This is a genomic window from Leclercia sp. 1548 (genome assembly GCF_050435045.1).
Lineage (GTDB): Bacteria > Pseudomonadota > Gammaproteobacteria > Enterobacterales > Enterobacteriaceae > Enterobacter > Enterobacter adecarboxylatus.
Genome location: NZ_JBNDJP010000001.1, coordinates 751,888 through 765,626 on the forward strand (window position 1 = coordinate 751,888; position 13,739 = coordinate 765,626).

The 13,739-nt window shown below is 56.6% G+C and carries 12 protein-coding genes; 1 reads left to right on the forward strand and 11 read right to left on the reverse strand.

What is annotated here, in order from left to right; all coding sequences use genetic code 11:
* Nucleotides 1–115 precede the first annotated feature (115 nt).
* On the forward strand, nt 116–895 hold the full coding sequence (elyC, locus tag ABIE02_RS03690; RefSeq protein WP_336995027.1) for an envelope biogenesis factor ElyC: 780 nt from the start codon (nt 116–118) through the stop codon (nt 893–895).
* Here elyC and ABIE02_RS03695 read toward each other — a convergent pair.
* From ABIE02_RS03695 to aroA, 11 genes are all read right to left on the reverse strand, one after another.
* Nucleotides 872–1,765 (reverse strand): YcbJ family phosphotransferase, encoded by an 894-nt coding sequence (locus tag ABIE02_RS03695; protein WP_032617366.1) that lies wholly within the window; start codon nt 1,763–1,765, stop codon nt 872–874. The two genes, elyC and ABIE02_RS03695, sit on opposite strands and share 24 nt — an antisense overlap.
* 132 nt (nt 1,766–1,897) lie before the next feature.
* On the reverse strand, nt 1,898–2,644 hold the full coding sequence (gene kdsB / locus ABIE02_RS03700) for a 3-deoxy-manno-octulosonate cytidylyltransferase (RefSeq protein WP_032617365.1): 747 nt from the start codon (nt 2,642–2,644) through the stop codon (nt 1,898–1,900).
* Nucleotides 2,641–2,823 (reverse strand): protein YcaR, encoded by a 183-nt coding sequence (gene ycaR / locus ABIE02_RS03705; protein ID WP_039029479.1) that lies wholly within the window; start codon nt 2,821–2,823, stop codon nt 2,641–2,643. Before ycaR ends, kdsB begins: the two co-directional genes overlap by 4 nt.
* Before the next feature lie 45 nt (nt 2,824–2,868).
* Complete coding sequence (locus ABIE02_RS03710; protein ID WP_336995026.1) at nt 2,869–4,098, reverse strand: winged helix-turn-helix domain-containing protein; 1,230 nt, start codon at nt 4,096–4,098, stop codon at nt 2,869–2,871.
* 15 nt (nt 4,099–4,113) lie between these two features.
* A complete protein-coding gene (lpxK, locus tag ABIE02_RS03715; protein WP_336995025.1) occupies nt 4,114–5,109 on the reverse strand; it encodes a tetraacyldisaccharide 4'-kinase in 996 nt (331 codons plus the stop codon).
* Nucleotides 5,106–6,854 carry a lipid A ABC transporter ATP-binding protein/permease MsbA gene (gene msbA, locus ABIE02_RS03720; protein ID WP_032617360.1) on the reverse strand — a complete coding sequence of 583 codons (1,749 nt, stop codon included), beginning with the start codon at nt 6,852–6,854 and terminating at the stop codon, nt 5,106–5,108. The genes lpxK and msbA overlap by 4 nt, the downstream gene beginning before the upstream one ends.
* A 36-nt stretch (nt 6,855–6,890) precedes the next feature.
* Nucleotides 6,891–9,155: a ComEC family protein gene (locus ABIE02_RS03725; protein WP_336995024.1), complete on the reverse strand. Its 2,265-nt coding sequence runs from the start codon at nt 9,153–9,155 to the stop codon at nt 6,891–6,893.
* Nucleotides 9,156–9,369: 214 nt separating this feature from the next.
* A complete protein-coding gene (gene ihfB / locus ABIE02_RS03730) occupies nt 9,370–9,657 on the reverse strand; it encodes an integration host factor subunit beta (protein ID WP_032617358.1) in 288 nt (95 codons plus the stop codon).
* A gap of 120 nt (nt 9,658–9,777) precedes the next feature.
* Nucleotides 9,778–11,451: a 30S ribosomal protein S1 gene (rpsA, locus tag ABIE02_RS03735; protein WP_032617357.1), complete on the reverse strand. Its 1,674-nt coding sequence runs from the start codon at nt 11,449–11,451 to the stop codon at nt 9,778–9,780.
* A 111-nt stretch (nt 11,452–11,562) separates the two neighbouring features.
* The gene (cmk, locus tag ABIE02_RS03740; protein WP_032617356.1) at nt 11,563–12,246 is read right to left on the reverse strand and encodes a (d)CMP kinase; all 684 of its coding nucleotides are present in this window, start codon (nt 12,244–12,246) and stop codon (nt 11,563–11,565) included.
* A gap of 188 nt (nt 12,247–12,434) precedes the next feature.
* Nucleotides 12,435–13,718, reverse strand: coding sequence for a 3-phosphoshikimate 1-carboxyvinyltransferase (gene aroA, locus ABIE02_RS03745; RefSeq protein WP_155166529.1), 1,284 nt, complete (start codon nt 13,716–13,718; stop codon nt 12,435–12,437).
* Nucleotides 13,719–13,739 lie beyond the last annotated feature (21 nt).

Here is a 13,739-nt window from a genome sequence, read left to right on the forward strand (position 1 = left end):
TCCACCCACTAACAGCAAAACCGCTATTTTGTCACAGCCGGACGGATAATGAACCTCTCTGGTGTAATATCCCTGACAATCCTCAGCTGTATGGTCAAAAAAGGAGCCAGAAAGGATGCTTTTTACCCTAAAAAAATATATTGGCGGCATGATGCTTCCCCTCCCTCTTCTTCTGCTGTGTATCGCGCTGGGCCTGGGGTTGCTGTGGTTCAGCCGCTTTCAGAAAACCGGCAAAATTATCGCGACCACAGGCTGGTTGGTGCTGCTGCTGCTGAGCCTGCAACCGGTGGCCGATGGCTTATTACGTCCAATAGAAGACAAATACCCGACCTGGCAGGGAAATCAAAAGGTTGCGTACATAGTGGTGCTCGGCGGAGGTTATACCTGGGATCCTGACTGGGCACCGAGTTCCAATCTGATTAACAACAGCCTGCCGCGACTCAATGAGGGGATGCGCCTGTGGCTGGCCAATCCGGGTTCGAAAATGATCTTCACCGGGGCGGCGGCGAAAAGCAATCCGGTGAGCACCGCAGAAGCCGGTGCACGTGTGGCGCAGTCGCTGGGGGTGCCACGGGAGGACATCATCATCCTCGACAGCCCCAAAGATACTGAAGCGGAAGCCGCAGCGGTGAAGCAGGCGATCGGTGATGCTCCCTTCCTGCTGGTAACCTCCGCCTCACACCTGCCGCGGGCAATGATCTTCTTTGAACAGCAGGGGTTACACCCGCTGCCCGCCCCGGCTAACCAGCTGGCGATTAGCGCGCCGCTCAACCCCTGGGAACGGATTATTCCGTCCCCGGTCTGGCTGATGCACAGCGATCGCGTGGGTTATGAGACGCTCGGGCGCATCTGGCAATGGCTCAAAGGGCCGTCAGACGAGCCAGGGAAGCAGTGATTTCGAGGCCAGATCGAAGTTGGCGCGGTTAAAGTGCCCGGTATTCACCAGCTGCGCCACTTCGTCCCACAGCAGATACAGCCAGCGCCGCCAGAGGAAGGACTCTGAGACCGGCGCGCGCTGCAGATAGTGCCAGAGCAAATCTTCTGCCAGCCCGCTCTCGCTCAGGCGAAACAGTTCATACTCCCGCGGCGCCCACAGCATCACCCCTGGCCCGACCATCGCCAACAGCTGATCGCTACGGGGATCCTTGAGCATACTGCGCAGGGTAAAGTTGCCGTGGATCAGCACGCTGTTGTCGTTGAAGCCCTCAAACAGGGCGGGCAGGCATTCCCGGGTCCGAAACAGTATCCGTTTGTCCTGCATGGTCAGGCCGGTATTGCGGTACTGGTTTAGCGTTCCCCACAACACCTCAACCCGCTGGCGATACCAGAGCGGCCACAGATTCTCCTGGGTGCTGTCCACCGACCCGACCAGACCCCCGCTGTCCATCCGGTGCCAGGCCAGCAGCGCCTCGACGATCTGATCTTTCAGCTGTTCCCAGCGTTCCGGGGTGCGGGCCGGGGCTTCAACCGGGACGCCCCGCAGGCGCTCGATCAGCAGTACGTCAGGACCCGGATGCTCCTCGTGGGTCATCACACCATATACGGTCGGCATTCTGACTGTGCCACTGCGGGCCAGCATGGAGATTTTCCACGCCAGTTGTCTGGCAACATCCGGTGAAGTGAAGCTTCGCGCCAGTAACGGCATGGGGTTTCCATGGCTGTCATATAACGACCACAGCGTGGTATCTGCTTTTTCATGCACGCACTCCACACGGCTCAGTTTTTCACCCAGCAGATGGCTGAGTTCGACAAGCAGCTGTTCCATTTCAGATTACCCCCATTAAGACTACTGCTTTTATAATGAGCGTCTGGCGGGCGAATGTCACTCTTATGCGACGATTCTTGAGAAGAAATACAGAAGATAAAATATCCCCTCAGCCGAGGGGATGAGGGGGGATTAACGCATCTCAGCACGAACGCGGGCGAGATCCTCTGGCGTATCAACGCCTGTACCGGGAACTTCCTGCGCGACGGCAACATGGATCTTCTCGCCGTACCACAGTACGCGCAGTTGCTCGAGCATTTCGATATTTTCCAGCGGACTCGGCTGCCAGGTCACGTAACGGCGAATAAAGCCGGCGCGATAGCCATAAATACCCAGATGTCGCAGTATGTTGTCGCCGATCGCGTCGCGGGAAGCGGCAAAGCGGTCGCGATCCCAGGGAATGGTCGCGCGGGAGAAATAGAGCGCGTAGCCTTCCCTGTCCAGCACCACTTTCACGGCATTCGGGTTGAATGCCTCTTCGGCGCTGTGTACCGGCACGGCCAGCGTCGCCATACCAACCTGACGCTGGGCCAGATTTTCTGCAACCTGGCGGATAATCACCGCCGGGATCATCGGCTCATCGCCCTGCACGTTGACAATCACCGTGTCATCGCTAAAGCCGCATTTTTCGACCACTTCCGCCAGGCGCTCGGTGCCGGACTGATGATCGGCGCGGGTCATGCACACTTCGCCGCCCGCCGCTTCAACCGCACGCGCTACCTCTTCATGATCGGTGGCGACGATGATGCGGTCAGCGCCGGACTCACGCGCACGTTCCAGCACGTGGACAATCATCGGCTTACCGTTAATGTCGACCAACGGTTTACCCGGCAGGCGGGTGGAGGCGAAACGCGCCGGAATGATGACAACAAAACTCATGGTTTGCTCTCTTCGGCCGCCAGCGAACGGGCTTCGGTTTCAAGCAGGACGGGAATGCCGTCGCGCAGTGGGAAGGCAAGGCTATCCAGTTTGCAGATTAACTCCTGCTTGTCCTGGCTGTAGTAGAGTTTGCCGTTGCACACCGGGCAGGCAATAATTTCCAGTAAACGGTGATCCATAGTTCCTCCGTATCAATAATCGTTAAAGTTTACCATATTCCATTTTCAGACCGCTTCTATTTCCCAGCCACTTCGACAGGCCGCAAAAAGTCCGTCAGGAAGATGGCCCAGCGCTATCCGCGTTGCGCCCTGCCAGCCCGCAAAATCACTTATCGCAGCGGTCAGCCCCTTTTCCAGCCCTGCGCTGACCCGCACACCCTCTTCCAGCCAGAGGGCGATAATCTGCAGCTCACCGGTTTTACGGTGCATTTTTGCGTCCATTCGCCCCACCAGTTGCCCTTTATGCAGCAGCGGCAGAACGAAATAGCCGTACTGACGTTTCGGTGCCGGGGTATAGCACTCCAGCCGGTAGCTGAAGTTAAACAGTTGCTCCGCACGCTTACGATCCCAGACCACCGGATCAAACGGCGACAGGACAGCGCTGTGAGTGGCGGTGAGTTTGCCCGCCTGCGCCTGCGTAAGCAGCGGCAGCAGATCGGCATGCAGCCACATTTCGCCCAGGGTTTCTACCTCGACACGCACCACTCGCTGCTGCGCCTGCCAGCCTTCAAGCAGCGGAGCCAACGCCGGCTGGCGCAGGCGGTAATAATCGGCTAACCACTGCCCGCGAAAAATGCCCAGGCTACGGGCGCTGTTTTCCAGCATCACTGCCTCGGCCGCCGCCTGGGTCAGCATATCCCGGCTGTCATCCCACTCCGGCATCACCCGGTGAGTAAGATCGTAGACGCGCTGAAAGTTACGTCTTTCGATCACCATCACCTTTCCGGCGGTAAATAGCCCCTCAAGATGGCGTTTATGCGGCTTCCACTCCCACCATCCGCTGGTGCCTTTATGAGGATGTTCGAAATCGGCGGAACGTACCGGCCCCTTCTCGTGGATATGAGCGATCAGCTGTTCAATTTCTTCTGCGTGTTCCTGCATCCATGCCTGGCGGTATTTCCAGCCCATGTTGTCGGGGGAGAGCATCCGATGACGCACCAGGGCAAAATCGCTGCGCGGCAGGAAGCACGCCTCATGCGCCCAATACTCCATGAGTTCGCCCTGACGCAGCGCGCTATCCAGCCATTCGGGCGGGTAGTGGCCGAGACGGCTGAACAGCACCAGATACGGGCTGCGGGCAACGATATTGATGGTGTCGATCTGCAGCAGCGACATGCGCTGGATGGTTGTAAGAATATCGGCGGGCTGCGCGCGGCGACGGGGCTTTTTCAAAAGCCCCTGCGCGGCAAGATGAAGATGACGTGCGGCTGAAAGCGTGAGTTGCGGTAAAGCCATGCCATTTCCTGTGTGTTAGTGCGCGGGTGAACCCTCTTCTGCCAGGGCAATGAGCGCCTGCATCAGTCGTTCAGGCTGTTCGCCCTGCAGTTCAGCATCAACCGGTAAATACCACCAGTTATCGCGGGCAAAGGCGCGGCATTTCACCGCATCTTTTTCGGTCATGATCAGCGTCTGACCGGGCGCAGTAAAACCTGCTACCTGCGCCTGGCTCAGCGCCTGATGGTCGGCCAGCGGTACCGTATTGAGGAGCCGGGCACCGCAGGCTTCGAGCGTAGAGAAAAAGCGCGGGGGATGACCAATACCGGCCATCGCCACCAGGTTCGGGAGTTCAGCAACATCACGCCTTTCGCCGGTCAGCAGATTCACGGCCAGGCCAGGACGCAACTGCATCGGGATTTCCCCCGCCTGTGCGGAACCGCCGTTGACGATAACCGCGTCCACAGATTTTAAGCGAGAAGCACGCTCACGCATCGGCCCGGCGGGTAACCACCAGCCGTTGCCAAAGCGGCGCACGCCGTCAATCACCACAATCTCTTTATCCCGGGCCAGGGCGTAGTGCTGCAGCCCATCGTCGGTGATTACCATCTGCACGTCCGTCTGACTCAGCAGGGCCTGAACCGCCTCGCTGCGCACCGGTGAGACCGCGACCGGAGCACCGGTGCGCTGAAAGATCAGCACCGGCTCATCCCCCGCCTGCGCGGTGGTAGTTTGCCCGGTCAACAGCAACGGGTAGCGCTCCGCCTTTCCGCCGTAGCCCCGGGAGACAACCCCCACACGGATACCGCGTTGGGTCAGCTGTTCCACTAGCCAGATAACCACCGGCGTTTTGCCGTTGCCGCCAGCGGTGAGGTTCCCCACCACCACCACCGGCACCGGGGCACGCCAGGCCCGCTTCAGCCCCACTTTATAGCTGAGGCGGATCAGGCCGCTCACCAGGCCATACAGCCAGGAGAGCGGCAACAGCAGCAGCCAGAGTGGAGACTCACCGGACCAGATGCGGGCAATCATGCGCCAAACTGCATCTTATGAAGTTGCGCGTACACGCCCTGATGCGCCAGCAGATCGGTATGGCTACCGCGTTCAACGATATAGCCATCTTCCACCACCACGATTTCATCGGCTTTTTCGATAGTCGACAGACGGTGCGCGATCACCAGCGAGGTGCGGTTCTTCTGCAGCTCATCCAGCGCAGACTGGATGGCACGTTCGGACTCGGTATCCAGCGCCGAGGTGGCTTCATCGAGGATCAGGATTGGGCTGTCACGCAGCAGCGCGCGGGCAATAGCGATACGCTGGCGTTGGCCGCCGGAGAGCAGCACGCCATTTTCACCGATAATGGTATCCAGACCGTTATCCATCTTATTGATGAAGTCCATGGCGTAGGCCATTCGCGCTGCAGCTTCAATCTGCTCACGGCTGTACTCTTCGTTACGGGCATAGGCGATGTTATTGGCCACGGTGTCGTTGAAGAGATGCACATTCTGCGAGACCAGAGCAACCTGGTTACGCAACGAACGCAAGGTGTACTCGCGCAGATCGTGGCCATCAATCAGGATTTCTCCCTCATCGATGTCATAGAAGCGAGTGATCAGGCTGGCAATGGTCGATTTACCGGAGCCAGAGCGGCCCACCAGCGCGACGGTCTTGCCTGCCGGGATTTTCAGATTGATGTTACGCAGCGCTGGCGCATCACGACCCGGGTAGGTAAAGGTCACGTTGCGGAATTCTACATCACCGGTTGAGCGCTCAATCACGCGTTTACCTTCGTCTTTTTCCTGTTCGGAATCGAGGATCGCAAACAGGGTCTGACAGGCAGCCATCCCGCGCTGGAACTGGGCGTTAACGTTGGTTAACGATTTCAGCGGGCGCATCAGGGCAATCATCGACGAGAAGACCACGGTAATAGTACCGGCGGTTAAGGTTTCCATTACACTCGGGAAGCTGGCGGCGTAGAGAACAAATGCCAGTGCCAGAGAGGCGATAAGCTGAATGATGGGATCGGAAATGGAAGAGGCAGAAACCATCTTCATCCCCTGCAGACGCATCTTATTGCTGACCTTATCGAAGCGCTTGGTTTCCACTTCCTGGCCACCAAAAATCAACACCTCTTTGTGTCCTTTCAGCATCTGCTCTGCACTGGTAGTGACCTGCCCCATCGTGTTCTGCATGTTCTTACTGATGCTGCGGAAACGTTTGGAGACTACGCGGATGGCGATCGACACAATCGGCGCCAGCACGATAAGGATCAACGACAGCTGCCAGCTGTACCAGAACATCAGGACAAACAGACCAATGATCGAGGCCCCTTCACGCACCACAGTAATGAGCGCGCTGGAGGAGGAAGACGCAACCTGCTCGGAGTCGTAGGTAATACGCGACAACAAGGTACCGGTCGACTGCTTGTCGAAGAACGCCACCGGCATGCCCATCATATGGCTGAACAGGCGACGACGCATGGTCATTACCACCTTGCCCGATACCCATGAGAGGCAGTAGCTGGAGATATAGCTGGTGATGCCGCGTAAAATCATCAGGCCGATAACCACCAGTGGCATCCAAAGCAGCACTGAGCGATCCGTTTTACCAAAACCGTCGTCCAGTAACGGTTTGAGGAGCGATAACATGAAGGTATCGCTGGCTGCGTTGAGGATTAACGCTACGCCCGCCACGATAAGGCCCGTTCTGAAGGGCGCAATCACCGGCCAGAGCCGGCGGAAGGTCTGCCACGTGGAGAGATCTTTGTCGTTATGCATTCAAAAAACCAGCATTTGTTGAAATAGCCGCATATTCTACCCGTTATCTCCGGGCGCGCCAAACCACTGATGATACCAACGGGGCAAAATTTGATCCCGTAAGCGTTGGATTTGCCAGCCATGTTGCGAAAACGAAACCGTGATTTGTCCAGATCGGGGCGTAGTTAACCAGAGATACCCCTCCTTTCTGTAGCGGCGCGCCACCTTGTACGAAGGCAGTCGCCACGCGTTATAGCGGGATGCGGACACCAGGGCGATACGCCCACCCACACGCTGCACCAGAGGGAGTGATGAAGAGGTATTACTGCCATGGTGCGGCACCTGGATAAGTGTAGACGCAAGATATTGCCAGTGACGACTGAGCATCGCTTTTTCTCCCTGCGCCTCAATATCCCCGGTTAACAACAGGCTATGGGTGCCGTCCTCAATTTTGACCACGCAGGAACCGTTGTTACCACGCTGCGGTGCGGTGGCGAGAGGCCAATGCGCGCTGAAGGTCAGCCCCTGCCACTGCCAGCGTTCGCCGCGAAAACAGGCATCTTGTCCCTTCTGGCGCAGTGGGCTGCGTATCCACATATTCGGCCACGCCTGGCGTAACGAGGCCAGCCCGCCGATATGGTCAAGGTGTTCATGGCTGACTATCACTCCTTCCGGGCGTAAGTGATTCCAGCGCAGCCAGGGGATAATAACCTGTTGCGCACTGTCCCCGCCTGGCCACGCAGGCCCGGTATCATACAAAATCGCTTTCCCCTGACGCTCGATAACCATTGCCAGTCCCTGTCCGACATCCAGCATATGCACCGACCACCCTTCCGTTTTGTTTGTTCGCCATAACGGACTGGCCGCCAGCACCAGTGCCGACACACAGACCACCGGGTAGGTTGGTGCGCCGCGCATCCGCCAGGCGATAATCGCCGCCCAGGGCAACAGAGTTAGCCACAACCAGCGTTTATCGACCCCGATCCAACCGTCAGGCAGCGAGGTCAGGAAGCTAAACAACAGGGAGAGTGAACCATCTGCCAGCCGCCAGACCAGATGTTCCGCGAGCGGCCATAGCCCGAGATGCAGACACATCCCCAGCAGAATGAGCGGCACCGAGACAAAGGTCACCAGCGGCACCGCCACCAGGTTCGCCACCAGGGATGACAGGCTGAATCCGTGAAAGACCATCACCTGCACAGGTAGCAACAGCAACAGCATGCCGAGTTGCAGGTGCAGCAAATTACCTCCCGCCCTAATTATCCACGGCCCGGATAAACGGGGGGCAGGCACCCACTGATACCAGAAAATCAGCGCTGCCACCGCAAAGGCCGAAAGTAATAGGCTATGCGATAGCACTGCCAGCGGGTCGACCAGCAAAATGGCGGCGATGCAGACTCGCCATACTTGCCAGGGCGACCAGAGACGGCCGCTCAGCTGCAGCGCCAGACAGGTGCCCAGTGAAACGACGGTACGCAGCGCGGGGGGCTGCATGCCGGTAAGCCAGGCATAAAAGGCAGCAAAGCAGAATCCCGCCACCAGCGGGGCTTGCCAGTTCACCCAGCGAGCCGGAACAAAAAACTGCATGCCTCGTACCAGCAGCCAGATAACCGATGCCGCAAGGGCAATATGCAATCCCGAAATCGCCATGAGATGCGCCGTACCCGTTTGCCGCATCAAATCTTTAATGTCTGGCGTCAATGCCAGACGTTCCCCCATCCCCAGCCCCAGCAGAACCGGCCCCCAGGTATAAGACGAAAGCCTGGCCGTCAGCGTGGCAAGATACCGGGCGCGTAAGCTGCAGCGGTCATCTGTGACTTCCGGGTTGGTGAAACGCCCGGTCAGGGACTGATGCTGCGCCAGAGCATAGCGCTGGGCATCGAATCCTCCCTCGTTGAGTTGACCGTGAACAGGCCGTAACGTCATGGTCATCTTCCAGCGCTGCCCGGCACAACCTGGCTGCGGTAGCGTATTGCCATACAGCGTAACCCCCACCGCAGGCAGCATTGCCCTGCCATTAAGCCTGACGATACGGGCCTGATACATCTTATCGCTCCCGATCGCCACAATCTCCAGCTCTGCCTTCTGCGGTCCGTGGGTCAGGTGCTGCATCGGCCAGACTGCGCTTAACGCGGCGAGCCCGCCCCAGGCAAAAAAGAGCAGCCAAAGGCCGATGTATCGCGCCATGGTATGGCGAATTAAAGCGAGCAGGAACCCGGCAACAATCATGACCTGGATAAGCGGCAGCGCTGGCAGCGTGGGCAACCAGAGCAGCGGTAAGATGGCGAGAATCAAACATGTCGCTAACGCAGACAAACGCATTTACACCTCCCTGTATCCGGGCAGTGTGCAGCGGGCTGTTTAGCAAGTCAGGTGTGAAAAAATCAGATTGCAGCGCAGGCTGGTGGGAAATGTTCGCTTTACAGCAACCGGCAGCAAAACTTGCGATACCGATTCAGGTTCAGGAAAAACAAAAACAAAAAAAGCACCCGCAGGTGCTTTCTTGTGGTTACTCAGTTTCGCCCACAGGCCAAACTCAGTCGCCGTAAATGTTGGCGCGATCGCGCAATTCTTTACCCGGCTTAAAGTGCGGAACGTATTTACCTTCCAGCTCTACTTTGTCGCCAGTCTTCGGGTTACGCCCGGTGCGTGGAGCACGATAGTGCAGAGAAAAACTACCGAAACCGCGGATTTCAATGCGCTCGCCCTGTGCAAGAGTGGTCGCCATATGCTCCAGCATCTCTTTTACGGCATCTTCCACTGCTTTAGCAGGTATGTGCGATTGCTGGCTGGCAAGTCTTTCAATCAATTCTGACTTGGTCATGATTCCTCCGGTTCCTTCAAACCCATTAGCTAAACAGCTTAAACAAGGGCGGCCGTAGCCGCCCTTTGTTATTGATTACAGGACGAATCCTGCAATCTGTCAAGTTACTCTACGAGTAACTTATTCGCCTTTAGCTGCTTTGAAAGCTTCAGCCATTGCGTTGTTAGAGAAGTTTGCATCTTCCTGTTTGTTAACAGTTGCGATTGCATCTTTCTCATCAGCTTCGTCTTTAGCACGAACAGACAGGCTGATTGCACGGTTTTTGCGGTCAACGCCGGTGAATTTAGCTTCAACGTCGTCGCCTACGCTCAGAACCAGAGTTGCATCTTCAACGCGGTCACGTGAAGCTTCAGAAGCGCGCAGGTAACCTTCAACGCCGTCAGCCAGTTCTACGGTTGCGCCTTTCGCGTCAACTGCAGTCACTTTACCGTTTACGATTGCGCCTTTCTTGTTCAGTGCAACCCAGTTGTTGAACGGATCTTCTGCGAGCTGTTTAACGCCCAGAGAGATACGCTCACGCTCTGCGTCAACCTGCAGAACAACTGCTGCGATTTCGTCGCCTTTTTTGTATTCACGTACTGCTTCTTCGCCTGCAACGTTCCAGGAGATGTCAGACAGGTGAACCAGGCCGTCGATGCCGCCGTCCAGGCCGATGAAGATACCGAAGTCAGTGATAGACTTGATTTTACCTTCAACACGGTCGCCCTTGTTGTGGGTTTCCGCGAACTGCTGCCATGGGTTGTTTTTGCACTGCTTCAGGCCCAGGGAGATACGACGACGTTCTTCGTCGATATCCAGAACCATCACTTCCACTACATCGCCAACGTTAACAACTTTGGATGGGTGGATGTTTTTGTTGGTCCAGTCCATTTCGGAAACGTGAACCAGGCCTTCAACGCCTTCTTCGATTTCAACGAAGCAGCCGTAGTCGGTCAGGTTGGTAACGCGACCAGTCAGTTTAGTACCTTCTGGGTAACGTTTAGCGATAGCAACCCATGGATCTTCGCCCAGCTGTTTCAGGCCGAGGGATACACGAGTACGCTCGCGGTCGAACTTCAGCACTTTAACAGTGATTTCGTCGCCCACGTTCACGATTTCGCTTGGGTGCTTAACGCGTTTCCACGCCATATCGGTGATGTGCAGCAGGCCATCAACGCCGCCCAGGTCAACGAATGCGCCGTAGTCAGTGAGGTTCTTAACGATACCTTTGACTTCCATGCCTTCCTGCAGGTTTTCCAGCAGCTGATCGCGTTCTGCGCTGTTTTCGGATTCGATAACGGCACGACGGGAAACAACAACGTTGTTACGCTTCTGGTCCAGCTTGATTACTTTGAACTCAAGCTCTTTGCCTTCCAGGTGCAGGGTGTCACGAACTGGACGAACGTCTACCAGTGAACCTGGCAGGAACGCACGAATACCATTCAGCTCAACAGTGAAGCCACCTTTAACTTTGCCGTTGATAACACCGACCACAGTTTCAGCTTCTTCGTAAGCTTTTTCCAGGGTGATCCATGCTTCGTGACGTTTAGCTTTCTCACGAGAAAGCAGGGTTTCACCGAAGCCGTCTTCTACTGCGTCCAGCGCAACGTCAACTTCGTCACCAACCTGGATTTCCAGCTCGCCCTGGGCGTTTTTGAACTGCTCTGCCGGAATGGCAGACTCAGATTTCAGACCGGCGTCAACCAGTACGATATCTTTGTCGATAGCAACAACAACACCACGAACGATGGAACCCGGACGGGTTTCGATTTCTTTTAAGGATTCTTCAAACAGTTGAGCAAAAGATTCAGTCATGTTTAATCTTCAGGTTAATATTAACGTCCACCTGGCTCCGTGCCGGATGGGGTTGTTTCACATACCCGCCGTCAATCCATTGCAGCGGGGGTACTGCTAAATCGGTCGCGATTACGCGATTGCCAGTTTTTGGCGCGCATATTGTAGCGCTTTTTCAATCACTTGCTCAATAGTTAAACTGGTAGAATCCAGAACTAATGCATCATCTGCGGGAACAAGCGGCGCAACGGCGCGATTACGGTCGCGGTCGTCGCGTTCTTTTATCTCGGACAAAAGACGTTCAAAGTTAACACTAAAGCCCTTTTCCTGCAACTGTAGCATACGGCGCTGCGCACGCTCTTCCGAGGAAGCGTCAAGGAAAATTTTCACCGGCGCATCAGGGAAAACCACGGTCCCCATGTCGCGTCCGTCAGCGATCAAACCCGGCGCATCCCGGAAGGCGCGCTGGCGACGTAAAAGTGCCTCGCGAACGCGCGGGAACGCGGCGACCTGAGAAGCGGCGTTCGCCACGTCCTGGGTGCGGATCTCACCGCTCACGTCTTCCCCTTCCAGAATCACTTCCAGATTGCCGTTGGTGGAGACAAAACGCACGTCCAGATGGGCGGCCAGCGGGACCAGCGCCTCTTCAGAGGCCACATCAACATGGTGATGCAAAGCAGCCAGCGCCAGCACACGATAGATTGCGCCTGAATCTAAAAGATGCCATTGCAATGCTTCCGCCATCGCTTTGCACAGAGTTCCTTTACCTGCTCCACTCGGCCCGTCAATGGTGATAACCGGGGCAATTGCCGTCATCTTTTTCTCCTTAAAGTAGGCATACCGTTGTGTAAACGCCGCGCATTATACGCGTCAATGCGCACAACTGTTACCTTTGCATGTAAATTACGAAATGTTTGAAGCTGAGTGTAGAAGAATTGGACGATGATGACGTCAGGAAGCGTAAGCAAATAAGATGCCGCACCGGGCGGTGCGGCTGGGGGTCATCAGGCAAGCGTACTGATACGCGCCAACTGCTCGAAATAGTCCGGGAAGGTTTTCGCGGTGCATTTCGGATCGAGAATGGTGACCGGCGTATCCGACAGCGCCACCAGCGAGAAGCACATCGCCATGCGGTGGTCGTTGTAGGTGCCAATTTCCGCAGCCTGCAGCTGTGCCGGTGGCGTTACGCGGATGTAGTCCTCGCCCTCTTCCACCTCGGCCCCCACTTTACGCAGCTCAGTGGCCATCGCGAACAGGCGATCGGTCTCTTTCACGCGCCAGTTGTAAATGTTGCGCATCGTGGTCGTGCCTTTGGCAAACAGTGCCGCGGTAGCAATAGTCATTGCCGCATCGGGGATATGGTTCATGTCCATATCAATGGCATTCAGTTCGCCGCGGGTACAGGAGATGAAGTCATCGCCCCATGTGACCACTGCGCCCATCTTCTCCAGCACATCGGCAAAGCGAATATCGCCCTGCACGCTGTTGCGGCCAATACCGGTCACTTTGACGGTACCGCCCTTAATGGCGCCTGCGGCGAGGAAGTAAGAGGCCGACGAGGCATCGCCTTCCACCAGGTAATGACCCGGCGTCTGGTACTGCTGCCCGCCGCGCACCACGAAACGCTGGTAGCTGTGGTTTTCAACGTCCACACCGAAGGTCTTCATCAGATGCAGCGTGATATCGATATAAGGTTTGGAAACCAACTCACCTTTGATGGTGATGGTGGTGTTCTGCGGTGCCAGCGGTGCCGTCATCAGCAGCGCGGTGAGGAACTGGCTCGAGACGCTGCCGTCTACCGCCACGTCGCCACCGGTAAAGCCACCACGCAGGCGCAGCGGCGGATAGTTTTCCTGCTCCAGATAATCAATCTGCGCGCCGCCCTGACGCAGCGCGTCCACCAGATGGCCAATCGGACGCTCTTTCATGCGCGGTTCACCCGTCAGCACGATGTCGTTGCTACCCAGACACAGCGCCGCCGCCAGCGGGCGCATTGCCGTACCGGCATTTCCGAGGAACAATTCCTGCGCGTCAGCGGATTGCAGTGCCCCGGCATTGCCGGTGACTTCGCAGCGAGTGCGATCGGCAGACAGGGTATAGTGGACTCCCAACGCTTTCAGCGCATTGAGCATATGGCGAACGTCATCGCTGTCCAGCAGGTTAGTGAGAACAGTGGTGCCGTTTGCCAGCGCTGCCAGCAGCAAGGCGCGGTTCGAGACACTTTTTGAACCAGGCAGATTAATGGTGCCATCTACCCGCGCGATAGGTTGTAACGTCAGGGATTCCATGAAACTTAACTCTCAATTCAA